The sequence below is a fragment of the Halomonas almeriensis genome (genome assembly GCF_030409235.1).
In the GTDB taxonomy this organism is placed as follows: domain Bacteria; phylum Pseudomonadota; class Gammaproteobacteria; order Pseudomonadales; family Halomonadaceae; genus Halomonas; species Halomonas almeriensis.
Window position 1 is genome coordinate 641,740 of record NZ_JAUFPO010000009.1, and the last position, 24,003, is coordinate 665,742.

Sequence of the window (24,003 nt, forward strand, 5' to 3'; positions counted from 1 at the left end):
CGTACCCGGATATTAATAAAAATGGGAATTGTTATCAAATAAAATCGATTCGGACTATTTTGCTCATCGTCTCGAGAGGGAGCTTGGTCTTGGGAAGGGGCTAGTTGCGGTAAATGTTTTTCCGGTGGCCAATCTGGACAACCAGTACGCACACCCGCTCATCTTCTATGTGGGCGATAATCCGGTAATTCCCTACGCGATATCGCCATAGGTCGCCCAGTTGGCCCTGGAGCGGTTTTGCCAACTGTCTCGGGTCGTCGAGCGGCTGCACTCGTTCACGCAGGTAGTCGCGAATACGCTTTGCTTCGCTGTGACCGATTTTCTTCAGTTGCTTTTGAGCAGTGCCGGTCAGTTCAATTTGCCAGACCAAGATCCTGCTCCACGTCGTCCAGAGACTTCGAGGTTTCCTCGCCGCGGCGCAGATGTTCCAGGGTCTGTTCGGCCAGATAGATATCTTCCAGGTCTTCCAGATGCTCCAGAATCGCCTCTCTTGCGTAATACGTCTTGGTGCGACCTGTCGCTTTGGCCAGCGCCTCCAGGCGCTCTTCAATGTCACTGGGGAGTCGAATCGCCAACATGTCGTGTCTCCTGACAGGTGATATACGTGTATAGCATAGCAGTCAGACAACGAGGCGCCCAGTACTTACCCAGAGTGGGTAGCATACCCGCCAGTATAGGAGGTTGAGGGCGGAGATGTTATCACAGAGAATCGAGCCGGACCGATGCTACCACCGGGCCGGCTCGAGTGCCGTCATCCATCAGGAGGCCTTCAGTAGCTCATCGACCAGCCGAGCGTGAAGGTGCGACCGCGTGCCTGGTAATCATAGAGGTACTCCGGGCCATAGTAGGGCGAGTAGAACATCGAAGCGCGCTGGCCCCAGACGGTGGAGTACTGCTCGTCGAGCAGGTTGGAGACGCCGAGGCTGACTTCACCCACCGGCAGGGCCTGGCTCAGCGACAGGTCAAGCGTGGTGTAGCCGTCGATCTCGCGGTCCGCGGCATCCTCCAGATCGAAGGCATGGCTGGCCTGCAGGCGCGCCGAGCGCTGGGCGTTGGGGTCCTTCCAGCCGATGAAGGCCGTGGCGGAGGAGAGCGAGGCGTAGCGGGCGTCGCGCTTCTGCCAGTCGCCATTGGTGTCCTTCTGCTCCGAGCGCACCATGTGCAGAGTGGTGCCCAGCTCCAGGCCATTGTCGAAGTAGCGCTTCACCGAGCCTTCGAAGCCGAAGTCGCGCTTCTTCTGATCGACCACATTGACGCTGAGATCCTCGCCGTTCTCCACGGCCTTGTCGGACCAGGCGTAATACAGCGCCGCCTGGGTCATCCAGTCGGCACCGCGATAGCGCCAGCCGAGCTCGACCTGATCGGTCTTGATGGCCGACAGCGGGTTGGCCGCCACACTGACCTCGGCGCTTTTGCCGTAGTACTTGGCCGGGTCGGGCAGCTCGAAGCCCTGGCTGAACTGCAGCCAGTTCTGATGGCCGTTGCCGAAGTCGTAGAGGGCGCCGGCGTTGAGCAGGGTGGCATCGTAGTCGTTTTCACCGCCGGGAATGCCCTGGAAGTCCTCGACCTCCACATCCATGTGCTGCTGGCGCACGCCGGCCAAGAGCTGCAGCCCGTCGCTGACCTGCCATTCGCTCTGGGCAAAGCCCGAAAGCCCGTCGACCTGATAGCCGGGATAGCGCGGCTCGACTCCGGCGTTCTGCTGCACCAGGCCACCGCTGGCATCCGAGACCGCCTTGTCGAAGAACATCTGGCTGGCATCGAAGGTCTCGCGATCCACATCGACGCCATAGGTCAGCGATACGCTGTCGCTCAGATCGGCATCGAACAACGCCTTGAGCCCCGAGAGATCGGTATTCTGCTTCGAGGCCCGGAACTCATAGCCGCCGTCGGCCGCCGGATAAGGGAAAGCCTGGAAGCTGGCTTCTTCCTCGCGATGGAAGGCCTGCAGATAGAAGTCCTGGCCGAGCAGGTCACCATGGTGGTACTGCACGTTGAGCATCCTACGCTCGGTGGCCGGGTTGCGATCCGAGGCGTAGCCATCGCGGATCTCGGCGTCGCCCAGATCCGGCGAGGAGGCATCCAGGTTGGGGAAGTGGACGCCGCGCTCGCCCTCGAAGCCGGAATCGTACAACTGCGCAGCCATCTGCAGGCTCTGCTGTTCGGTCAGCTGGATATCCAGGCTGCCCATGACATCGATGCTGCGATTGTCCTGCAGGTCGGTCTGGGCGATATCCGGGAAGATCTCCTGGCCACTGGCATCATAGTGGCGGCCCTGTTCCTCATAGGCCGCCGAGATACGCCCCTTGACCTTCTCGGTGCCGCCGCTGATCGACTGCGCCAGGCGATAGCTCAGATCGTCGTCCTCGTTGAAGCCGGAGGTCACGCTGGTCTCGGTCGCCAGATGAAAGCCCTCGCGCTCACCCTTCTTGGTGATGATGTTGATCAGACCACCGGTCGCGCCGCCGCCGTAGAGACTGCTGGCGCCGGACAGCACCTCGACGCGCTCGATGTTGAACGGGTCGATGGAATCGAACTGGCGCGAGATGCCCCGCGAACTGTTCAGCGAGACCCCGTCGATCAGCACCTGGGCGGTGCGGCCGCGCATGTTCTGGCCATAGTTGGTGCGACCCTGGGGCGCCAGATCGAGCCCCGGCACCAGCTTGCCAAGCGCCGTCTTCAGATCCGCGCCGGCGCGCAGCTGATCGCGCAGATCCTGCTGGCCGATCACCCAGACCGCGCCGGGAATCTGGCTGATCTCGGACGGCGTGCGCGAGCCGACCACCACCATGGTCTCGTCCTCGCTGGCCTGCTGGGCCAGGGCGGCGCCGGGCAGGATGCCGACCATCGCCGCCAGGCCGGCCGTGAGGGCCAGCGGATGGCGCTTGAGCGCGGCACTCGCCGGGCGAGAGGTCGCGCCACGGGACGGAAAGGAATCGATCCGCTTGAATGAATGCATGTCGTGCCTTTTCGAATAGTTCGGGAGTATTGGCGATCGGGATGTGACGAGGCTATTGCCGTACTCGTGATGGCGTGCGCTTCTGGTGGCGCAGACGTCTCATGCGATGGGACATGGCGTCCCGGTTCGTGGGCACTATAAAGAAAAGTAAAACAATTGAGAAGTATTCTGATTCATAGTTCTGGCGCGACGCTGATGGTGGCCGCGATCAGGGCGCGCGTAGTAGCCTGCTCGCCACATCCAGGGACGATATCCACCAATGAGGAGGCCGCATGACGCAAGCCCGCATTCAACAGCAAGGCGTGATTCACTGCTTTCCGGCCGGACTGCGCGACGAGAAAGGCGAGCTGGTCAACGCCGAAGTCTCCGCCGCCCTCTACGACGGCGAGCGCATCGTGCTGGCCAGCGACAAGCCGGTGCCCGGGGAAGGGCGCTCGGCCGTTTTCGCCATGCCGCTCAATGCCGATGGCCCGGACGACAGCGCGCTGGAATACCTGGCCACCGACATGCTCCAGCAGGCGGTGAAGTACGAGGACATGGCGCTGACCACCGACTTCCGCCATGTGCTGGCGACCACCGGCTTCGACCGCATCGACGAGATCACCCATGACCTCAACGACTACAACCACCTGCTGATCTGGCCGCTGGGCCGCCCCGAGGAGGTGCAGGTGGTCGACCCGGACCCGCGCGACGGTGTGGAAGGCTCCCTGGAGCTGCGCCGCAAGCTGACCGGCGCCATCGGCCATCCCTACTACAAGATCGAGGGGCTCGCCGCCGTGCCCGGTGAGCGCGGCGACGGCCTGCTGCTGTTCGGCGTGCGCGAGCAGGGCAACAGCTTCGACGACTTCGAATACGTCAGCCGCCTGGTGGGCGCGCACTACCAGATCAACGACCATGGCAACATCGAGTTCATCGACGCCGTGTGCGAGCACTACACCTTCGACCCCGACCTGCACGAAGGCGTGCGCTTCGAATGCGGGCTTTCCAGCCTGGAATACGACCCCTACCACGCCCGGCTCTATCTACTGACCAGCTTCGAGACCGAAGTGGACGGCGAAGAGCACATCGGCGGCTACCTCTGGGTGGTCAGCCTCGACGACTTCCGTGAAGGCCAGGCCCCCGAGATGGTCACCCACCCCGACGGTTCGCCGCTGGAGTTCGAACACAAGGCCGAAGGCCTCGCCGTGCTCGACCGCGAGCGCCTGTTCGTCGCCTACGACAACGATCGCAACATGGAACTCGGCAGCGTCGACGAGCGCGACGAACGCCACGCCTGCGAAGCGCCGTATACCATCCTCCAGCTCACCTGAGCCCGCGCCGCGCACGCCAATCGCCGCTGGCCTCGGCCAGCGGCTTCCGGTATCATGCGTCGCGCTGTCAGGGCCTATAGCTCAATTGGTTAGAGCAGAGGACTCATAATCCTTTGGTTCTCGGTTCAAGTCCGGGTGGGCCCACCATTTCTGCTCAGTGACTGGGCACAATTCCCTCCAATCGACTGACTCCCCCCGCATCGGCAAGCCCAGTGGGCCGCAGCTTATGCGGCAGCTCACCCGCATACCTGTCAGCCTTCATACTCTTTTTCGATGGTCATCCAGGTGCCTCCTTGCAGTTTGGTGGAAAAAAGCGTTGCCTCGCCTCGGGCGGTGTTCTACCGTGGTTTTCAACACGGCCCCCGCCTCTTGGCTCTCACGAGCTTACGCGGGGGTTCTTATTTGTGTTCTCGCCGCGTCATTCGGCCCACCAGCGCTCCCAGCCCGGTGGAGCCCCCATGTCCTCCAGCGATAGCCACCGCCTGGAATGCGCCACCGGGAAACGTTCCAGATGTGCCTGTAGGCGTCGATGCCACCCGGTATTGGGGCAGACCACCAGGGTCATGTGCCGCACGATACTCAATAGCAGGAAGGGGCGGGCGAGGCGCTGTTCGTCACGGAACTCATCGCACCATGAAATCTCGCCAGGCTTGGGCAGGACGGTTCCAATGACCAAGTGCAACACGTGACCCCTCAGGTACGATGTTGCTATAACTCAATGCTATCGCCATCTCTCTGCTGAAGACCGAGTCGCCATCAGAAATGACCCATCTGTGACCAAGAAAATGGACCCAACCGTGCCTTTCTGCTCTGCGTATTCAGCTTCGGCCAATATTCTCAGTTGACCTGAATTCGTTGACTTTGTCCGCGCGTGCCTGCCTGAAAGCGTGGATGCCCCGGGCGTCCCAAAGCTTACTCCTCCAGGCCCCAGGTCTGCTTCAAGCGTGAGACGGTATGTTCCCATTTCGGCGTGGTCGGCTTGCACACGGTATTCTGATTGCCGAACAGGCCGACCTCGCTGAATGCCTGAGAAGTGGGGAATGAGGCGATCCAGCGGACCGCCACCAGGTATTCTGCCGCGTTCGCGCCATGTTCGTCGCTGAACTGATAGAGATGGGGGTATTCAGCGGCTGTGGTGAGCTCGGTCAACAGGGTTGGGCCCTGCTCGGTCGAGACCCGGAATTCGTCGGCCCGGCAGCGTTCTCCGGTTACCTCGGCAACGCCCACATAGCCGGTTTTGGGGATATTGACCCAGACTCTGTCACCTTCCGAGAGCATGGCAAGGGTTTTCGAGTACCAGCTGGCACCGCCCCCGGCGATAAACCCGTGCTGGCGTGCCAGCTCCCAGGGTCGGTCATCACCGAAGGAGGCATAGAACTCGCCGTTCCAGGGCTCGCGGCGTGGCTTTCGAGCTACCGGTTGTGGCGGCTCGTCGGGGTCGATCATCCAGGCCCGGCTCAGATACTGGTTGCCCTGGTCCTCGAAGGCGGCGAAGAAGAGGGCGTTGATCGCGAGCTGGGCATGGTCGTTGAGATAGTTGATGATGCGTTCGCTACTGGCGTCGAGCTGGGTGGCCACCACGACCATCTGGTGGTTCTCGTTGAGGGCAACGCTATCCAGCGTGATGCCGAACCTGCCCTCGAAGGCGTCCTCGAGAGACGCATGAGGGCGCTGATAGCGTTCGGCGAAGGCCTGATAGATATCGACGAGCTGGTAGTCGGCGAGGGTGACCACCCAGGCGGCATAGTCGATGGCCTGGGCCACCACGTCGCGAGGTGTCTTGTCGCGCTTGAGCTCGATGATGATGACGTTGCCATTGGCATCCAGGGCCAGCAGGTCGATCAGCTTGTCGAAGTCGGTGCGAACCTGTCGGCCGATCAGCAGCCAGTCTTCGTTGAGGATGGCGATGTCCTGCATGATCTGCTCTTCGAGCTGCCCTTCGTCGGCCAGCCCTGCGGGCCGCAGCTTCTGTGGTGTATCGCCGAGTTTCCAGATTCCCTGCTCGATTCCCATTGTGGTGTTCCCCTTGGCGTGTCTTGTCGATTTGATGCTGTTCCGGTGTTGCCACTATGTCTGGTGGCCATGATCAGGGCCGGGTGGTATGCCTGTCGATTGTCACCGGTTTTCCGCCTTTCCTGGGATTCCGCTGGTCGGTATTGCCGGCCCAACACGTCTGCGACGCCCGTGTCACCCTGGACCACCCCCGCCTGCTATGATGCAAGGAACGATCGCGTGGCAGGATGCCGCGAGCTTGCCTGATGGGTTCCGGGGAGCAGCGCGGTCAGTGGAGGGGCAACCGAAGGGAGTCAAAATGCCGCGTATCGAGGTTCGAGAGGCCGGGGGCGTAATGTCTGTGCCTTTCTGGACATGCTGGCGCATGCCGAGATCGGTGAGGCGATGCTGGCGCTGTCCGATGATGGCTATGACGTCCTGGTGGGCTCGCTACCGGGGGCGGTGAAGACGTTCTCGAGCTATGCCGAGCATCCCCTGAGCGAGGCTGAGGCCATCGAGTATGCCCCCGACCTGTGGTCGACGGCGGCGGGGCGCTATCAGATCCTGGCGCGCTACTGGCGGCACTATCAGCCGATGCTGGCGTTGCCGGATTTCAGCCCCGAGAGTCAGGATCGCTATGCGTTGCAGCAGCTGCGCGAGCAGCGGGCCCTGCCGTTGATTCAATCCGGTCGGCTGCGCCGTGCCATTGCGGCTTGCGCGAACATCTGGGCGAGTCTGCCCGGCGCGGGTTATGGCCAGCACGAGGTGGCGTTCGAGTCGTTGGTGGTGGTCTATCAGCAGGCGGGGGGCCGGTTGGCCTCGCGGGATCAGCACTGGCTCGAGTCGGTGATGCAGGCGGTGCGCCATGATAGGGGTGGCTGGCATGAAGAAAGGGACCCCTGAGGGTCCCTTCGCTGTGCGACGCATTGGCGAGTCAAGGAATATTGAGTGCGAGTGGGATTACTCCGCGGTGATGGTCTGGGTGACCAGCTCGCCGTCCCTCTTGATCGGGCCGTCTTCGGAGGCGCCAAGGGTGTATTCGAAGATACCGGTCTCCATGCCGCCATCTTCGCCATGCACCATCAGCATCAGGTGGTCGCCGGCGCTGACTTCTTCAGTCAACAGCGCGGTGACGTGCATGTTCTTGCCTTCCTTGAGGGGGGCATGGCCGACCACCGGGCCGGGTTTCATGCTCTCATCGGTGCGGTGCACCACCAGCCAGCCGTTGGTGTTGGTCATGACCTTTTCGGCGGTCACGCTGCCAGCGGAGACGGATTGATCATCGGCCCAGACGCCGGGGTCGTGGTCGCCATGCATTTCAGCGTGGGCCATGCCGGCGCCGAGCAGCAGTGAAGCAGAAACGAATGTGCTTGCCATCAGCTTGGTCATCATTCTCTTCTCCTTGGTCTTCGAGCATGCTCCATCGAGTGCCGATGGAGCATGGGTAGATACGCTGGGAGAAGGGCCCGGGTTTCAGACAATGGGAAAAACTACAGACGCCGAGTGGCGGGGTAGAGATAACCGTGGATGGCCGGGCCGGTAGGCTGGCCGGTGGGTGAGCCGCCCGGCGGCTCGACACTGATGCCGAAGGTGGCGCGCTTGAGCAGTTCTGGGCTGTATTCGCTGAGGGCGTTGGCGGCCAGGCTCAGGTTGTCGTTGAGCACGCCCACGGAGCGCGGCTTGGGACCCAGGGAATCTTCCTTGATCCACATCTGGTAGCTCTTGTCGGGCAGCGGCTCTGCGGAGACGGCCTGCACGTGCAGCTCGCGACTGGGCAGCTCCACCGAGACCATGAAGGCCGGCTGCTGGTCGTTCTGCTGGAAGACTGCCACGAAGGGTTCGTGCTCCTGCTGCGTAGGTAAGGGGGCCAACAGCAACACGGCAAGCACCAGGGCGGCGGCCGTGGCCAGGCCGGTGCCCCATTGCCAGAAGCGCAGGCGGCGCTGCAGCTGGACGACGTTGCCGGTGTCAGCAGTTGCCCGGTCAGAGTCGGCTTGCTGGCTGGCGTTGTCGCGGGTGTCGTGTTGTGCTTCGAGTTCCTCGATACGCTGTTCGATGCGTTCGAGCAAATGCGGCCCGGGGGCGACGTCCTTGATCTCGTCGGCCAGGGGCGCCAGGCGGGCTTCCCAGGCCTGGATCAGGTCATTGAGCGTTGCGTCGGCCTGGCGGCGCTGCGCGACCCGAGTGCGCTCTTCGGCGTCCAGGGTGCCGAGCACATACTCCGCGGCCAGCATGTCGAGATCGTCGCAGTCGGTCATGATGCCAGACACCCCTTGAGTTGCTTGAGGGCACGGTGCAGCCAGGTCTTGACGGTATTGACCGGCTGCTCGAAATGTTCCGCCAGGTCGGCGCGTGACCAGCCTTCCAGATAGGCCAGCCGAACCATGTCCTGGCGGCGGCCCTCGAGTTCCTCCAGGCAGGTGTAGAGGCGTTGCGCATCCTCTTCCCCCTCCAGGCGTTCACGGGCGCTGGGCGTATCCGAGGCGGTTTGATCCAGGATGTCGGCCGGCTCGTGGCGGGCCGTGGGGCGTCGGCGCAACTCGTCGATGGCGCGGTTGCGGGCGATGGTCACCATCCAGGTGATGGGCGAAGCCTTGAGCGCATCGAACTGCTCGGCCTTCTGCCAGATAGTGACGTAGACCTCCTGAACGACATCGTCGGTCCGCTGCTCGTGCTTCAAGATACGCAGCACGGCCCCATAGAGTTTCGCCGCGGTGGCCTCGTAGAGTCGGGCGAAGGCCTGACGATCCTGGTCGGCGACGCCCTGCAGCAGCGCCTCGAGTTGTTCCCGGGTGATGGCACCTGGCATGGCGTCGGGGCCGGTCGAGGTGCCGGCGGCGGGGTCCGAGGCCGGGTCCGAAGCATGGTGCATGCCGCATTCTCGCTTGTGGTGGAGGCGTCGAGGCACGCGGCTAAGCGTGCCAGTCTGATCGGCAGATTGACGCGACTCGTGCGTGGCGGTCAAGTCGACCCGGCCGGGATTATCAGCCCTGAAGCATGTCCATCAGCAGGATGACGCTGCCATAGGTGCCGACTCCGGCGATGATCGGCCAGCCCAGCGAGCGCAGGCGGTACCAGACGATCAGGGTAGCGATGACGCCCAGCAGGGTGGCGAGCCAGGCCATGGTATCGGGCTGGCGTGGCACCAGCGAGACGCCGAAGAGGGCGGCGATCATCATCGGGCCGAGGATGCTCAGCCATTGCGGCATGGCGTTGAGGCTGTCGCTGCCGTCCAGGCGCCTGAGGCGGCGCCGCATCCACAACAGCGGCAGCAGGCGGATCAGATAGGTGCCGAGGGCGCAGGCCAGCACGGCCAGCCAGAGCCGATTACTCATGGGAACCTCGCGAGGTGGGTGAGGCGTTCGGTCGGGCACCGAGCCTGACCAGATAGAAGCACAACACCCCACAACCGGCCGCCAGCGGAATGCCCAGATTGGTCAGGTCATTCAGCGTGCAGGTCATGGCAATGGCGATGGTCAGCAACAGGGCAGCCGTCCAGCGTAGCGAGGTGAAGCGCGGCATCACCAGCACCAGAAACAGGGCCGGCAGGGCGAAGGGCATGACCTCGCCGAGCAGCGGCCATTGCGCCATCAGCCAGTCGCCGGCAATGGCGCCCAGAGCGGTGCCGGCGACCCAGCTCACCCAGGCCAGCAGGGCGGCACCGCTATACCAGCCAAGGCGCTGGGAGGCCTCGAGTTGGGGCATGCGCGTGTGCGCCAGGGCGAAGACCTGATCGGTCAGGCCGTGCATCAGCCAGGGCCACCAGCGACTGGTCGTCAACCAGGGCGCCAGGTTCGGTCCATAGACCATGTGACGCACATTGATCAGCAGGGTCATGGCGATCAGCAGCCAGAGGGGGGCGCCGGCCGCCGCCATGCCGATGAACAGGAACTGCGAGGCGCCAGCATAGATCAAAAGCGAGATCAGGGTGGCTTCCCAGGTGGTGAAGCCGGCCTGGATCGATACCAGCCCGAAGGAGATGGCGACTGGAATGTAGCCACCCAGCAGCGGGATGGCCTCGCGCATGCCGAGCCACCAGGCAGGTGTCGTCGGGCGTCGGGTATCGGTGGTCATGGTTCGGCCTGCAGGTCGGAGTAGACAATGCTCATCAGTCGCATGGTTCAGGTCCCGGTGCTGGGGAAGCGGTGGATCCGATCGGCACCGGGCCAGGGGCCATGCGGCTCGGTTTCCGCTCAGGCCCCGCGCGGGGCCAGCAGGATGATCCCGGCGCCGGCCAGGCAGATCGCCGCGCCGATCAGGTCCCAGCGGTCGGGCAGGCGTTGCTCGACCAGCCACAACCAGCCTAGCGAGGTGACGATGTAAACGCCGCCGTAGGCCGCATAGGCGCGGCCAGCGTAGTCGGCGTCGCTGAGGCTGAGCAGCCAGGCGAAGAGCACCAGGCTGGCCACGCCGGGCAGCAGCCAGAGAGTTGACTTGTCCAGCCGCCACCAGGTCCAGACGCTGAAACAGCCGGCGATTTCCGCCAGGGCGGCGGCGACGTAGAGGACGAGTGTGCTCATGTCAGGCGGGACCTGCCGGGAACCGGCGATGCCATGCCGCGGCGCCCGCCCGAGGCAGGGGGCCGCGGCACTGGCCAGGGCCGGCCTCACGCCGAGAGGCGTGCGGCCACGGCGTCGAGGAAGCCCTGCATGCCGACGACGTTTTCCTTATCGGGCTCGTTGGTCTTGCCCTTGAGGTCTCCGGTGACGATGCCGTCGCCGATGGTATCGATCAGCGCGGCCTTGAGGCGGGTAGCGTAGTCCCCCAGCTCGGTATTGCCCTCGCGCTCGGCGACGGTTTCCAGGGCATTGCCCACGGCATAGATCAGCGCCGAGGAGTTGAAGTGCGCCACCTTGCCGTCGCTCTCCAGATACTGCAGGTAGAGGTCGTGGGCGGTGCCGTGGGGCGCCTCGAACAGCATGGTGCCGTTTTTGCTCTCGATGATCGAGCTGGCGGTGGCCAGGCTGCCGCCCAGGGCCGCGGAGATATCTGAGAAGATATCGCCGTCCAGGTTCTGCGCCGGGTAGAGGGCGTTGCGGGGCGGGTCGGTGATCATTTTGACCAGCTGACGCGAGGGCCGCATGATCATGAAGGACGGCGGCGGGGTGTCGGCCTTGGCCAGTTCGCGGCGCGCCTCTGTGATGACGTCGCTGAACACCTCGTCGTAATCCATGTACTCGCGCTTGAGGCCGAAGTAGACCTCCTTGTCCTTGCGCGAGGCGTCGCGGAAGACCTGCAGCACCCAGTCCTTGATCGCCGCGCGGTCGTTGGACATCAGCAGGATGGGGTCGCCCTTGCGGACGTGGCGGGCATGCTTCTCCTCGCCGTCGACCACGACCTTGAGGATGCCGTCTTCCTCGGCCGGCGCATTGTAGCTGCCGTACTGGTCGCCGCCGCCGGCACTCATGCGCGAAATCGAGACCTGTGCCTTGCGGTCCGGTATGCCGTGGCGCTTGAGCTGCTCGACCAACTTGTACAGCTTGCGACCGGAGGTGTTGTCCGGCACCCCCCACAGGGCGCGTTCCGGCGGGTTGGCGACCAGCCGCGCGGCCTGAGCGTCGATCAGCTCGTAGTGATACTCGAGCCCCAGTTCCTCGACCCTGGCCTGATACTCGGCCTGGTAGATCTCTTCGATGGCGGCGCGCATCACGCCGTCATAGCCGGCGATTACGGTGTCCTTGAGGCCCAGGTAGATGTCGCGCTTTTCATCGATGGCGCGCTGGAAGAAGCGGTGCGCCCAGGCCCTGACGGCATCCAGGTCATTGGTGGCCAGCAGCCAGGGATCGCCCTTGCTGACCTCGCGACGGTGCAGTTCCACCGGGTCGCCGCTGGCGCCGACGAACAGCAGCTTGACCATGCCCGAGCCGTCGGCGAGGGCGTTGTGGCTGTCCTTGATGCCGCCGTCGTCCATGGTGTCGACGACGATATCGCGCCCCTGCCACTGGGGGCGTTCGAGCCGCAGGTTACGAAACTCGATGTCCTCGCGGGTGATGTTGCCGCCGATGCCCTTGCGAATGGCCCCGTTCGGCGACTTGGTGGCCAGCGGGTGAAGGCTGGCCCGATCGAGCCCGGGGCGCTCGGCGAGCATGGCATCGAGCTGTTCGCGGTTGACCGTCATGCCGGCGTTCTTGACGCCCACGCCGTGGCGGTTGAGCGCCTCGATGGCATCGGTGACGGCCTGGCCATTGGTGGCCAGTCGGTTCTCCGCGGTCAGGTCGATCTCGACCAGGTTGATATCCAGCGGCTGGGTGACGAAGGTCTCGAGAATCCGTTCGAAGGCCACCTGTGCCATTTCGTCGCCATGCAGGATGACAAGCGGGGAGGCCACGTTGATCTTGTTGCTCATGGGCGTCTCATGTCGGTCGGAAGTGGAGTGATGGGCGAGGGCGGAAAGCGCTGGCGCGGCTCGCCATCAGGGTATGCGCATTATACAAGCGATCGGCGCGGCTGGCACGGTGCCGCCTCACGAGGCGGCCGGCCAGCGAGTCATTCCGGGTGCCCGTCGGCCCAGCGCTCGTCGGGGTGTACCTCGTTGGCTGGCAGCACCGGATCATACCCCTCGGCGCGTAACGCTTCGATGACATCCCGAGTATGGTCGCGTCCCAGGGTTTCCAGTGTGGCCTCGACCTCGGTGGCGCGCAACGACAGGTCGGTGAAGGTGCGCTGATGGGCAATGGTGATGACATTGGCGCGCTGTTCGGCGAGCAGGTTGGTCAGCTCGGAGAGGGCGCCGGGCACATCCGAGATGCCGACCCGCACCCGCACGATCCGCCCGCTGCGCACCAGGCCACGCTGGATCACCGAGGACAGGGCCAGCATGTCGATGTTGCCACCGCACAGCACCAGGCCAACCCGGCGGCCGCGGAAGCGTTCCGGGTCGGCGAGAATGGCGGCCAGGCCGGCGGCGCCGGCACCCTCGGCGACGGTCTTCTCGATCTCCAGCAACAGCAGGATAGCGCGTTCGATCTCCGGCTCGTCGACCAGGCAGATGTCGTTGACGTGCGTGCGGATGATTTCCCGGGTCAGCTCGCCGGGCTGCTTGACGGCGATGCCTTCGGCAAGACTGGCCTGCCCGCAGTGGACCGGCTCGTCGGCCAGTACCTGCTGCATGGCCGGGTAGCGCTGGCTCTGCACGCCGACGATTTCGATCTCCGGGCGCAGCGCCCGGGCGGCCACGGCATTGCCACTGATCAGGCCGCCCCCGCCGATGGGGATGACCAGGCTCTCCAGGTCCGGGTGGTCCTCGAGCATTTCCAGCGCCATGGTGCCCTGGCCGGCGATGATGGCCGGGTCGTCGTAGGGGTGGACGAAGACCAGGTTACGTTCCTCGGCCAGGCGCTGGGCGTAGGTGCCGGCCTCGTCGACGCCTTCGCCCTCCAGGTGCACCTCGGCGCCCAGCTGGCGCGTGTTGCGCACCTTGAGGTTGGGGGTGTGGCGCGGCATGACGATGGTGGCGTGAATGCCCAGTCGAGCCGCGTGGTAGGCCACTGCCTGGGCATGGTTGCCCGCCGACATCGCGATGACGCCCCGGCGACGCTCGTCCTCGGACAGCAACAGCAAGTGATTCAGGGCACCGCGTTCCTTGAAGGCGGCAGTGAACTGGTGGTTCTCGAACTTGATATACAGCTCGCAACCGGTTAGTGCTGAGAGCGTGGCCGAGTGCAGGCAGGGCGTGCGCACCAGCTGGTCGCGGGTGCGTTCGGCGGCTTGTTTTACGTCATCCAGGGTGACGGTCATGGGCGAGTCTCTCCATCGGGCCGGGCGTGATCAGGATGTCTCGGGGGTTGTGTCATCCACCTGGCGTAACTGCTGAGCCAGTTCCCTGATGTGTCGATCCTCGACGCCGAGCTGGTTGAGGGCGTCATCCAGGTTCAACAGGTAATCGCGATTGGGGCCGCTGGGCCCCCGGGCACCGGCGATCTGGCGGGCCATGTCGTCCAGCGGGGCCTCGCCGAGGAAGGCGGCATTGTGTTCGGTGGCGATGTAAACCAGACCCTGGGCGGTGTCGCCATCATTGAAGCGTAGGGTGACCACCTCGCGCAGATAGCCGTTCTTCTCGCGCACATCCAGGGGCCCCAGCACGTCCGGGGTGATGCGGTAGGCCATGCCATGACAGATGGCATCGGGCTGGGGCAGCAGGGTGGCGACGCGCCCGGGCGAGTCGGGCGTGCCACGGTGGTCGTGGGAGCCCTGCCAGAAGCGGCGCGTCCAGCCGCGAATGCTCGCCGGGCGGCGCTCCAGGTAGTCGAAGCCGGCCTTCCAGATCAGTGAGCCATAGCCGAACAGCCAGATGGCGTCCTGGTCGGCGAAGTGATCCCGCTGTCGATTCTGCTGTGTGGTGTCGAGGGTCATGGCGTCCGTCGTGTCGTTGAGTCGTGGCCGTGTAGTGGCGAAGCGTCAGCTGTCCTTGCGCGGCGGCGGGAAGACCACGTCGAAGCCGCGGGCATCAAGCTGGCGTATGTCCTCCGGGCGGCCCTGGTCGTCGAGCACCACCAGACCGATACCGGCGCCGTTCCAGAGGCGCTCGCCGGCCTCGGCACGGTCCGGGTCGCGCGGCCGGATGCGCATGGGCCGACGCTTGGTGAACCAGTTGAGCGGTGAGCGCGGCGCATACAGCCAGCGGTTGGCGCGGTCGAAGGTGTCCAGCAGGGTGTCGGGGAAGGCGTTTTTCACACCGCTCGAGGTGATCTGCCAGATGCGCGAGCCCTGCTTGCTGTGACGGATCTTGATGTCGTAGGCGAAGGAGTAATGCACATCGCCGGATAGCACCACGTAGTGTCCCGGGGTGCGCGAGTGGCGGAAGATGTTGAGCATCACGCTGGCCGCGCCGCGATGCGCCATCCAGTTCTCGGCATCCACCAGCAGCGGCTTGCCGGCCAGGGTGAAGAGTTTCTGCACCGCCTCGATGAGCTTGACGCCGAAAATCGGGGTCGGCGAGACGATCACCACCGAGGGCGCGTCGAGCATCTGCTGCTGCAGGTCGGAGAGGGCTTCCCAGTCCATCAGCCCGGAGGGGCGGCCCCGCTTGCGTTCGCTGCGCCAGCGTCGGGTGCGGGTATCCAGCACCACCAGCTTGGGGGTGCCGGGCACCTGATACTCCCAGCCCTGAAAGCGTTGCAGGTTGTCGAGGAACTGGTCGTGGGGTTCGGCGGGCAGCCAGCCGTCTTCCTGGGCGGCGGTCTCGAGCAAGGCCGCGACCTCGTTCATGGGCCCGGCCAGCCGGTCCGGGTCGTTGCCCCAGCCCTGGCAGAGCAGATAGCCCATCAGCGCATTGCCGATGATGCGCCGCGAGAAGGGGTTGCCGTAGGCGGTCTCTTCCCAGGCGGCGGTCAGGTTCCAGTCATCGGTGACGTCATGGTCGTCGAAGATCATCAGGCTCGGCAGATGGGCCAATAGGCGCGCCACGGCCGGTAGTTCCTCGGCGAAGCGTTCGATGACATCGAGCTCCTCATCGAAGGTCTCGCGCTGGCTGTCTTCCAGCGCCGGGCGCTCGATACGGATCAGCTGCCAGGGCGTGGGCGACCAGACCAGCAGATACATGGCGATGATCTCGCCGAAGCTGATTAGGTGGTTGGAGGCATTGGCCGAGGTGAAGATGGGCTTGCGGGCGCCACCGAAGAACCCCTTACGCACATCCTTGCTTTCCTCGACATCGGGTAGCAGCGAGTCGCGCCGGTAATAGGCCGTATCGGTGGTGGTCAGCGCTCGGCTGTCACCAATGGTGGCGCCTTCCAGGGGCTCGTCGAACAGGCCCAGCTGCTGGATCAGCTGGTGGATGGCCACCAGCATCGGGCCGGCTACGTCATCGGCATAGATCTGATCGCCAGACATCAACAGCCAGGCGGGCCATTGGGTGGTGTCATCGTGGCGTTCGGCGAGCCAGGCATCGGCCCGTGCCAGGCCGTCCGGGCCGTCGTAATGTGGACGACGGCAGGAGCCATGCATCAGCCGGCGCTGAGTGGAGGCCAGCACGAAGCTCGGGCGACGGGCGCCTTCATGCAGCAGGTGCGGGGCCCAGTCGGCGATGCCGCCTTCCTCGCCGAGGCGCAGGTCATAGTCGATGCGCTGGTCCTGGGGCAGCGGCGTGCCCAGGCAGACGTCGATCAGATGCAGGTGGGCATGTCGGCCCAGCGGCAGGCAGCGCACGCGCTTGTCGTTGAGCGCCAGGCGGCGCGGTGGCTGGCCTTCCGGCTGCAGGATCAGCTGCATGTCCAGCGGGCGGCTGCCGACTACCCACAGCAATAACCGGTCAGGCGACAGGCGCCGCAGCAGAGGGCCGGCCAGGACGGAAGGAAGGGGCCGGGATGCATCTTCCGTTGTCGTCATGTCGATTCCTTTCTCGCCATCGCGTCTCGTCGCGTTCACCGTCATGCTGGCGGGTCGGCAGTGACGCGACCATTGTCGGGGCCCGCTGAGAGGCTCGGAGAGCCTGAAGCGCTCAATGTGTCCAGCATACCACTCAGTCGCGGGACTGTGAGGGGCGTCGGTCATGGATCCGGGGTTAGCAGCTGTTCTCGGGCAGCCAGAGGCGGGCGCGGCCGCCGCCGTCGGCGCGCGTAACAACGATAGGGGCAACTGCGAGAGCCCGTCGAGGACGGGCTCTCGATAAAGCCTAGACCAGCTTGCTCTGACGCAACTGCCATTCGCTGAATGGTGGCGCAAAACTCGCCGGATCCGCCTTATCCCAGTAATCACTGAATATGGGGTGATGCGTGGCGCCATTCTTGAGCAGGGCGCCCGGCGGAACAAAGTCGAACAAGGTGGCAAGACTGCGCACTTCGTGACGCGAAACACGCCTCACGACGTGCTCGGGCCCCAGCTCACTGGGATGGGACAGGCCGGAGGCTGCCAGCATCTCGGCCAATGCCTTCAGCGTATTGCCGTGAAAGTGTCGGACACGTTCGGCCTTGAGGGGAACATCCAGCCGCTTGCCACGCCGTGGGTCCTGAGTCGCCACGCCGCTTGGACAGCGGTCGGTATGACAGCTCTGCGCCTGGATGCAGCCCAGGGCGAACATGTAACCCCGCGCGGCGTTGCACCAGTCGGCACCCAGCGCCATGGTGCGGGCGATGTCGAAGGCGCTGATGATCTTGCCGGCCGCGCCCACGCGGATGTCATCACGCAACCCGGCACCCGTCAGGGTGTTGTGCACCAGTATCAGAGCTTCGGTCAACGGCATGCCGAGGCGGTTGGCAAACTCCAGTGGTGCCGCGCCGGTTCCGCCCTGACCACCGTCCACGACCACGAAATCCGGGTAGTCGTCCGCTTCACGCATGGCCTTGACTATCGCGAACCACTCCCATGGATGACCAATCGCCAGTTTGATGCCCACCGGTTTGCCGCCGGAAAGCTCGCGCAGTTGCTGGATGAAGGCGATCATCTCGCGAGGCGTGGTGAAAGCACTGTGAGCGGCCGGTGAAAGTACGTCCTGGCCTTCCGGAACACCGCGTGTCGAGGCGATCTCCGGCGTGACCTTTGACCCGGGAAGTACACCACCATGACCGGGTTTCGCGCCCTGTGAGAGCTTGATCTCGATCATCTTGACCGCTTCGAGCTGGGCGGTTTTGGCGAACTGTTCGGGATCGAAACGCCCCTCGGTGTCGCGACAACCAAAGTAGCCGGAGCCGATTTCCCAGACCAGGTTGCCTCCCTGCTGATGGTAGGGCGACAAACCACCTTCACCGGTATCATGGTAGAAGCCGCCGTCCCGAGCCCCTTCGTTCAAGGCGCGGATGGCATTGGCAGACAGGGCACCGAAACTCATCGCTGAGATATTGAAGACACTGGCGGAGTAGGGGCGGGGCCGCTGGGAGCCGATCTCCACCCGGAAGTCGTAATCCTGGATGGTGGCGGGTGACAGTGAATGGTTCATCCACTCGTAGCCGGGAACCTGCATGTCGCGCTGGGAACCGAACGGCTGCTTGTCGATGGTGTCCTTGGCGCGGCGATAGACCAGGCTACGCTGCTCGCGGGAATACGGGCGTTCCTCGGTATCCGGCTGGATGAAGTACTGGCGGATTTCCGGGCCGATGGATTCCAGCCAGTAGCGCAGATGGGCCAGAATCGGATAGTTTCGGCTGACAGTATGCTGGCGCTGGACGATATCGTGTGTGCCCAGGGCGGCCGGCAGGCCGAATGCCAGCAAGCCAATGCCGGCGAGCCAGCCGGGACTCAGGGCCATTGCCAGCAGGCATATGATCGAACCGACGAGGCAGGTGGCATAGACGCCGTAGCGGCTGGGGAGGCGGTACATGCGGGAGGGATCCTTCAGGCGATCAGAGACGACTATTGCATGTCGCCATGGCCAGGCTGTCAATCCAGGGGCCGAAAGCCTGGTGAGACGTCATGATTTCGTCACACCGCGCAAATAGTGTTTGACCTGTGCGCCGTACAAGCGCATGCTAGTTCGCAGTAGGTTAGCAAGTCGCATATCGCAAGTGGTCATCGAAACGCTCTAGTGTCGATTTCCCGGTGAAACGATTCTTGTTTTACCCACTGCAACTCGGGTATCTCCCGGTAAATCTTCGCTATTGAGGAATTCGCAAAATGGCTACTGGTACAGTTAAGTGGTTCAACGACACTAAAGGTTTCGGCTTCATTTCTCCGGACGACAACGGTGACGACCTGTTCGCTCACTTCTCCGAGATTCAGGCTGAAGGCTTCAAGTCTCTGCAGGACGGTCAGAAGGTTTCCTTCGACGTCACTCAGGGCAAGAAAGGCCTGCAGGCTTCCAACATCAAGGCTCAGGATTAATCCCTGATTTGATGTTCGTCGTGCTGCTTGCAGCATGACACCCAGGTGGGGCCTCGCGAAAGCGGGCCCCACTTGTGTTTGTGCCCTCCGCTTACGCGCCGGCTGTCTGTCGCGCGGCTGCTTCCAGGATGTATTCCCACCGCTCAGTGCGCTAGGGTATTGCCTTTGTTTTCCTGGAGGTAGTTGTCATGAGCGCTGCGCAAGAGCTGATCATCGAGCCCGGCAATGGCCAGGTGGCCGATGCCTGTGTGTTCATTCTGCATGGCCTGGGCGCCGATGGGCGGGACTTCGAACCCCTGGTGCCGGCCCTGCAGCTCCCCGCCGATGCCAATGTGCGCTTCATCCTGCCTCATGCGCCGCGCCAGGCGGTGACCGTCAATGGTGGCATGGTCATGCCCGCCTGGTACGACATCCTCGAAATGAGCCTGGATCGCCGGGTCGACGAGACCCAGTTGAAGGCCTCCGCGCAGCGTATTCAAGCGCTGGTGCATGAGCAGATCGGCCATGGCATTGCGGCAGAGCGCATCTTCATCGCCGGTTTTTCCCAGGGCGGCGCGGTGGCCTATGAGGCGGCGCTGAGCTTTCCCGAGCGGCTGGGCGGCTTGCTGGCGCTTTCCACCTATCTCGCCACGGCCGACAGCCTCGACTATGCCGACGCCAACCGGGAGCTACCCATCGAGGTGCATCATGGCAATATGGACCCGGTGGTGCCCGAGTCGCTGGGCCGTTCCGCCGTGGAACGCCTGCAGTCCATGGGCTATGCGGTGGGGTATCGCCAGTATCCGATGGCGCATGCGGTCTGCCCGCAGCAGATCGGTGATATCAGTCGCTGGTTGTCGGCGCGGCTGACTGAGGCTGGCTGAGCTTCGCGCTGCGGGCTGCGAGAAACGAGCCACGAGCCACGAGCCGCGAGCCACGAGAAACGAGCCACGAGCCGCGAGCTGTGAGAGGCGAAAGGCGAAAGGCGATCCGCAACGAGGCCGGCCCTTGGGCCGGCCTCGTGCTGTGTCAGAGCAGTTCTTCGCCGGCAAGGGCCAGGCGGGAGCGCTCGACGCTCATCAGGGTAACGTGGCCGGCGTGCGGCCAGTCGCGGAAGTGCTGCACCACGGCCGCCATGCCGCAGGTGTTGGCGGTGAGGTAGGGCGTGTCGATCTGCCCCACATTGCCCAGGCAGACGATCTTGGTGTTGCGCCCGGCGCGGGTGATCAGTGACTTGAGCTGTTTGGGGGTGAAGTTCTGGGCCTCGTCGATGATCAGGAAGGTGTCGTTCAGGGTGCGGCCGCGCATGAAGCCCGGGGCGCGAATCTGCACCCGGGAGCCCAGCAATTGGCGAGTGGCTTCCTGGTTCCAGGCACTGGTGCCGTCATGCTCGTCGCGCAGCAGGTTGTCCATGTTGTCGTGGAAGGCGCCCATCCAGGGCGACATCTTTTCCTCCTCGGTGCCCGGTAGGTAGCCGATATCCTCGCTCATCGAAATGGGCGCACGGGTGAAGACCACGCGCTCGAAGCGCTTGGTGTCCAGCGTCTGTTGAAAGGCCGCGGCCAGGGTCATGAAGGTCTTGCCGGTGCCGGCGCTGCCGGCGATGCTGACCAGGTCGATATCATCGTCCATCAGCAGGTTGAGGGTGAAGTTCTGGCGGCTGTCGTGGGCGTGCACGCCCCATACACTGGCGCCGTGGCGATAGTCGGTAAGCAGCTCGAGCCTTGCATGCTGCGGGCTGACCTCGCGGACGATGGCCTCGAAGCTGGCGCCGTTGTCACTGTCCGATAACAACATGCCCAGGTGCCAGTCGTCGGGGATTTCGCCATTCAGGTGGTAGATGACCCGGTCGTCCTGGCGCACGACCTTGACGTCGACGCGCAGATCCTCCCATAGCCCCCGGCCGTCGTGACCGGCTTCCGGGTAGACCCGCGCGCCGCCCAGCATCGCATCGCTGTCATCGAAGGCGCGATCGGTCAGGTAATCCTCGACCGGAACACTCAATGCCGCGGCCTTGACGCGCAGGTTGATGTCCTTGGTCACCAGGATGACCGAGGCATCGTCACGCTCCTCGCGCAGGCGGCAGGTTTCGCTGAGCAAGCGGTTGTCGGGACTGTCCTCGAGGTGTTCGAGGGGTTGCAGATCGTTGTAGCACAGCAGTCGCAGGCGGCCCTCGGTGCCATTGAGGCGTTGTATGGGGATGCCTTCGCGAATCTGGCTGATATCGACGTTGGCGGTCAGGTCGGATAGGGTGCGGCTGACTTGCCGGGCGGTGCGAGCGATCTCGCGAATGCCGTTCTTGTGCTTGTCGAGTTCCTCGAGCACGGTCATGGGGATGACCACCTCGTGCTCGTCGAACTGATAGAGGGCGGCGGGGTCGTGGATCAGGACATTGGTGTCCAGCACGTAAAGCCGGGTGGCCTTCTTGTCGATGCGTACCATCGGCGCTGCTCTCCTGATTGTCACCGGACAGGCGTCGTGGGTCATAACGCCTCGATGTCGACACTGTCAGCGAAAAATGTCAGGTCTGTGACATGTTGCGACGTGTCTCCCTGATAGCGTGGAGTTGGCGGTTTTCCTCCGTTTCGGGGTTCTTCTGGATTGGACCCTGAATCAGGCTCGGGGTGCAACAGGCGTTCGCTATTGTGCTCCTTCAGCATGGACCAGCTGATTTTTTCTGCAACTCTTGGGGCGTCACGGTGTTGTCACATGCAAGGCGCATGATCTTTCGAATGAAAAGTAAGGCCGCCATGGCTTGACCAGGATGCGGCCGATTCCGTGACCCTGGGATGCAGCGAGGAGCGCATCATGAGCAAGGAAATCGAAGACCATCGCCTGTTGAACCCGAGCCGCAATGAGCCGTTTTCCAGCGTGCTGGACAAGCATGTATCACGCCGCGGCGTGATGCAGGGAGGGCTTGGTATGGCGGCCATGACCCTGCTGGGCAGCTTCGGGCTGCTGGGCTCGGCCAGTGCCAGCGAGTCTGGCGCCGGCAAGAAAACCCCACTCGCCCTGGCCTTCGATGCCGTGCGAGGCTCCATGACGGATGCCGTCGTGGTGCCGGCCGGCTACACCGCTCAGGTGCTCATCCCCTGGGGTACGCCGCTCAACAGCCAGACACCGGCCTGGAGTGCCGAGCGCAACATCACCCCGGAAATCCAGGCCAACAGTGTCGGCATGCACCACGATGGCATGCACAACTTCGCCCTGGACGAGAACAGCGCCTCGCGCCGCATGGTGCTGGCGCTGAACAACGAATACATTGACCAGAAGGCCCTCTGGGCGCCCCAGGGTGGCCCGACCGGCATGGACGAGGGCGGCAAGCGTCCGGCCGATGAAGTGCGCACCGAAATCAATGCGCATGGCGTGACCCTGGTCGAGCTTCGGAAGAATGGCGATGGCCATTGGCAGTCCGTGATCGACTCGCCCTACAACCGTCGCTACACCAGTGCCACCGACATGGTGTTGAGCGGTCCGGTGGCCGGCAGTGAGTACGTCAGGACCAAGTACTCGCCGAATGGCACCAACACTCGCGGCACCAATAACAACTGTGCCAATGGGTACACGCCCTGGGGCACCTACCTGACCTGTGAAGAAAACTGGCCGGGGTATTTCATCAAGGATGCCGGTCGCGAACTGGACGACAACCGCATCGGGCTTTCCGAAGGGCGTGGCCGCTATGGCTGGGAAACCGCGGCCGGCGATGCTAGCGAGGACAACGACGAGTTCGCGCGTTTCAATGCCACGCCGCGCGGCGACAGTGCCACGGATGACTATCGCAACGAGCCACGCACCTTCGGTTATATCGTCGAGATCGACCCTTATACTGGCGAGAAGGCGGTCAAGCGCACGGCCCTGGGGCGTTTCCGTCACGAGGGTTGCTGGCCGGGCAAGCTGGTCGAGGGCCAGCCGGTGGTGTTCTACTCCGGTCATGATGCGCGCAACGAATACATCTACAAGTTTGTCTCCGAGGCCGTCTGGGACCCGGCGGACGCCAACCGCCCCGGCGCCGAGCGTGACCGCCTGGCCATCGGGGCCAAGTACATGGACAAGGGAACACTCTATGCGGCCCGCTTCAACGCCGATGGCAGCGGTGAGTGGTTGCCACTGACGCCGGATGCGACCACCCGGGATGGCCGCACTCTGGCCCAGGCGCTGAACCTGGCGGCCGATGACCTGGCCGGCGTGATTATCCATACCTGTGATGCCGCCGACCTGATGGGCGCCACTCCCATGGACCGGCCGGAGTGGGGCGCGGTGGACCCGGCCTCCGGCGACGTCTACATGACGTTGACCAACAACTCCGATCGCACCGCCGAGGGCACCGACGCCACCTACACCGGGGATGGTTCGACCATCGAAGAGCCGGGAGTTGCCTATGGTACGGCGCCGACCAATGCCGCCAACCCGCGGGCCGAGAATGCGGCGGGCCAGATCATTCGCTGGCGCGAGGGCGATGCCGCGACCGCCTTTGCCTGGCAGGTCTTTGTTTTCGGGGCCGCCGCCGGTGATACCGATAACTTCTCGGGCCTGACCGAGCAGAATCAGTTCGCCAGTCCGGATGGTCTCTTTTATGACGACCGCGAGGACGCGCAGGGCATTCTGTGGATTCAGACCGATAACGGCTATGCGGGTGTGGCGGAGCATACCAACGACCAGGTGCTGGCCGTGGTGCCGCAGAATGTCCAGCAGAGCGAGGGTGATGCCGCCGTGGTGGGCCGTGGCGATCAAACGCAGCTCAAGCGCTTCGCGGTAGGCCCCAACGACTGCGAGGTGACCGGTGTGGCCTTTACGCCCGACAAGACAGCGATGTTCATCAACATCCAGCACCCGGGCAACTGGCCCTCTATGGATGACGCTACCGTCGAAACCGACGGTACGGTGCGTCCGCGGGCTTCCACGGTGGTCATTCAGCGTGAGGACGGCGGCAAGATCGGCGTCTAGCTGTGTAAACCCACCAGGTTGTTCACGGAAAGGCCCAGCCGGCTAACTGGAGGATGGTAATCGAGA

22 protein-coding genes and 1 tRNA gene are annotated in these 24,003 nt (G+C 63.9%); 6 read left to right on the top strand and 17 right to left on the bottom strand.

The window, feature by feature from the left end:
* Positions 1 to 100: 100 nt before the first annotated feature.
* The 3 genes from QWY74_RS09735 to QWY74_RS09745 form a co-directional block, all read right to left on the bottom strand.
* Entirely contained in the window at positions 101 to 370 is a 270-nt protein-coding gene (locus tag QWY74_RS09735) for a type II toxin-antitoxin system RelE family toxin (RefSeq protein ID WP_264823867.1), read from the bottom strand.
* Entirely contained in the window at positions 354 to 578 is a 225-nt protein-coding gene (relB, locus tag QWY74_RS09740; RefSeq protein WP_264823866.1) for a type II toxin-antitoxin system RelB family antitoxin, read from the bottom strand. The genes QWY74_RS09735 and relB overlap by 17 nt, the downstream gene beginning before the upstream one ends.
* 191 nt (positions 579 to 769) lie before the next feature.
* Positions 770 to 2,848 carry a TonB-dependent receptor gene (locus tag QWY74_RS09745; RefSeq protein ID WP_290314231.1) on the bottom strand — a complete coding sequence of 693 codons (2,079 nt, stop codon included), beginning with the start codon at positions 2,846 to 2,848 and terminating at the stop codon, positions 770 to 772.
* Positions 2,849 to 3,231: 383 nt separating this feature from the next.
* Between QWY74_RS09745 and QWY74_RS09750 the strand changes: the two genes are divergently transcribed.
* Together QWY74_RS09750 and QWY74_RS09755 are read left to right on the top strand one after the other, a co-directional pair.
* Entirely contained in the window at positions 3,232 to 4,269 is a 1,038-nt protein-coding gene (locus tag QWY74_RS09750; RefSeq protein ID WP_290314217.1) for a hypothetical protein, read from the top strand.
* A gap of 70 nt (positions 4,270 to 4,339) precedes the next feature.
* Positions 4,340 to 4,416, top strand: a tRNA-Ile gene (locus QWY74_RS09755).
* Between the two features lie 271 nt (positions 4,417 to 4,687).
* Here the strand turns inward: QWY74_RS09755 and QWY74_RS09760 are convergent.
* Positions 4,688 to 4,954, bottom strand: a complete 267-nt coding sequence (locus tag QWY74_RS09760) for a hypothetical protein (protein WP_264823864.1) — start codon at positions 4,952 to 4,954, stop codon at positions 4,688 to 4,690.
* A gap of 227 nt (positions 4,955 to 5,181) precedes the next feature.
* Positions 5,182 to 6,282 (bottom strand): endonuclease NucS domain-containing protein, encoded by a 1,101-nt coding sequence (locus tag QWY74_RS09765; protein ID WP_290314218.1) that lies wholly within the window; start codon positions 6,280 to 6,282, stop codon positions 5,182 to 5,184.
* Positions 6,283 to 6,636: 354 nt separating this feature from the next.
* Between QWY74_RS09765 and QWY74_RS09770 the strand changes: the two genes are divergently transcribed.
* The gene (locus QWY74_RS09770) at positions 6,637 to 7,164 is read left to right on the top strand and encodes a glycoside hydrolase family 24 protein (protein WP_290314219.1); all 528 of its coding nucleotides are present in this window, start codon (positions 6,637 to 6,639) and stop codon (positions 7,162 to 7,164) included.
* Between the two features lie 57 nt (positions 7,165 to 7,221).
* Here QWY74_RS09770 and QWY74_RS09775 read toward each other — a convergent pair whose 3' ends face one another.
* The 11 genes from QWY74_RS09775 to QWY74_RS09825 all read right to left on the bottom strand — a co-directional run bounded on the left by QWY74_RS09775 (position 7,222) and on the right by QWY74_RS09825 (position 18,514).
* Positions 7,222 to 7,653: a DUF7282 domain-containing protein gene (locus tag QWY74_RS09775; protein ID WP_290314221.1), complete on the bottom strand. Its 432-nt coding sequence runs from the start codon at positions 7,651 to 7,653 to the stop codon at positions 7,222 to 7,224.
* A gap of 98 nt (positions 7,654 to 7,751) precedes the next feature.
* Positions 7,752 to 8,519, bottom strand: coding sequence for an anti-sigma factor (locus QWY74_RS09780; protein WP_264823860.1), 768 nt, complete (start codon positions 8,517 to 8,519; stop codon positions 7,752 to 7,754).
* The gene (locus QWY74_RS09785) at positions 8,516 to 9,133 is read right to left on the bottom strand and encodes a sigma-70 family RNA polymerase sigma factor (protein WP_264823859.1); all 618 of its coding nucleotides are present in this window, start codon (positions 9,131 to 9,133) and stop codon (positions 8,516 to 8,518) included. Before QWY74_RS09785 ends, QWY74_RS09780 begins: the two co-directional genes overlap by 4 nt.
* Positions 9,134 to 9,245: 112 nt before the next feature.
* The gene (locus QWY74_RS09790) at positions 9,246 to 9,596 is read right to left on the bottom strand and encodes an AzlD domain-containing protein (protein WP_290314222.1); all 351 of its coding nucleotides are present in this window, start codon (positions 9,594 to 9,596) and stop codon (positions 9,246 to 9,248) included.
* Positions 9,589 to 10,335, bottom strand: a complete 747-nt coding sequence (locus QWY74_RS09795; RefSeq protein ID WP_290314223.1) for an AzlC family ABC transporter permease — start codon at positions 10,333 to 10,335, stop codon at positions 9,589 to 9,591. The genes QWY74_RS09790 and QWY74_RS09795 overlap by 8 nt, the downstream gene beginning before the upstream one ends.
* Positions 10,336 to 10,454: 119 nt before the next feature.
* Entirely contained in the window at positions 10,455 to 10,781 is a 327-nt protein-coding gene (locus QWY74_RS09800) for a YnfA family protein (RefSeq protein WP_264823856.1), read from the bottom strand.
* 86 nt (positions 10,782 to 10,867) lie between these two features.
* Positions 10,868 to 12,607 carry an NADP-dependent isocitrate dehydrogenase gene (locus tag QWY74_RS09805; RefSeq protein ID WP_264823855.1) on the bottom strand — a complete coding sequence of 580 codons (1,740 nt, stop codon included), beginning with the start codon at positions 12,605 to 12,607 and terminating at the stop codon, positions 10,868 to 10,870.
* A 140-nt stretch (positions 12,608 to 12,747) separates the two neighbouring features.
* The gene (locus QWY74_RS09810; protein ID WP_264823854.1) at positions 12,748 to 13,998 is read right to left on the bottom strand and encodes a threonine ammonia-lyase; all 1,251 of its coding nucleotides are present in this window, start codon (positions 13,996 to 13,998) and stop codon (positions 12,748 to 12,750) included.
* A 30-nt stretch (positions 13,999 to 14,028) separates the two neighbouring features.
* Positions 14,029 to 14,613: a gamma-glutamylcyclotransferase gene (locus QWY74_RS09815; protein ID WP_264823853.1), complete on the bottom strand. Its 585-nt coding sequence runs from the start codon at positions 14,611 to 14,613 to the stop codon at positions 14,029 to 14,031.
* A gap of 45 nt (positions 14,614 to 14,658) precedes the next feature.
* The gene (locus QWY74_RS09820; RefSeq protein WP_290314224.1) at positions 14,659 to 16,587 is read right to left on the bottom strand and encodes a metallophosphoesterase family protein; all 1,929 of its coding nucleotides are present in this window, start codon (positions 16,585 to 16,587) and stop codon (positions 14,659 to 14,661) included.
* 286 nt (positions 16,588 to 16,873) lie between these two features.
* The gene (locus QWY74_RS09825) at positions 16,874 to 18,514 is read right to left on the bottom strand and encodes an FMN-binding glutamate synthase family protein (protein ID WP_290314225.1); all 1,641 of its coding nucleotides are present in this window, start codon (positions 18,512 to 18,514) and stop codon (positions 16,874 to 16,876) included.
* 293 nt (positions 18,515 to 18,807) lie between these two features.
* Between QWY74_RS09825 and QWY74_RS09830 the strand changes: the two genes are divergently transcribed.
* Positions 18,808 to 19,014 (top strand): cold-shock protein, encoded by a 207-nt coding sequence (locus tag QWY74_RS09830; protein ID WP_141317549.1) that lies wholly within the window; start codon positions 18,808 to 18,810, stop codon positions 19,012 to 19,014.
* Positions 19,015 to 19,202: 188 nt separating this feature from the next.
* Positions 19,203 to 19,877 carry an alpha/beta hydrolase gene (locus tag QWY74_RS09835; protein ID WP_290314226.1) on the top strand — a complete coding sequence of 225 codons (675 nt, stop codon included), beginning with the start codon at positions 19,203 to 19,205 and terminating at the stop codon, positions 19,875 to 19,877.
* Positions 19,878 to 20,022: 145 nt separating this feature from the next.
* Here the strand turns inward: QWY74_RS09835 and QWY74_RS09840 are convergent, their stop codons facing one another.
* Positions 20,023 to 21,435 (bottom strand): PhoH family protein, encoded by a 1,413-nt coding sequence (locus tag QWY74_RS09840; protein WP_264823849.1) that lies wholly within the window; start codon positions 21,433 to 21,435, stop codon positions 20,023 to 20,025.
* 366 nt (positions 21,436 to 21,801) lie between these two features.
* On the opposite strand from QWY74_RS09840, the gene QWY74_RS09845 reads away from it, so the two are divergent.
* Positions 21,802 to 23,937 (top strand): PhoX family protein, encoded by a 2,136-nt coding sequence (locus tag QWY74_RS09845; protein ID WP_264823848.1) that lies wholly within the window; start codon positions 21,802 to 21,804, stop codon positions 23,935 to 23,937.
* Positions 23,938 to 24,003 lie beyond the last annotated feature (66 nt).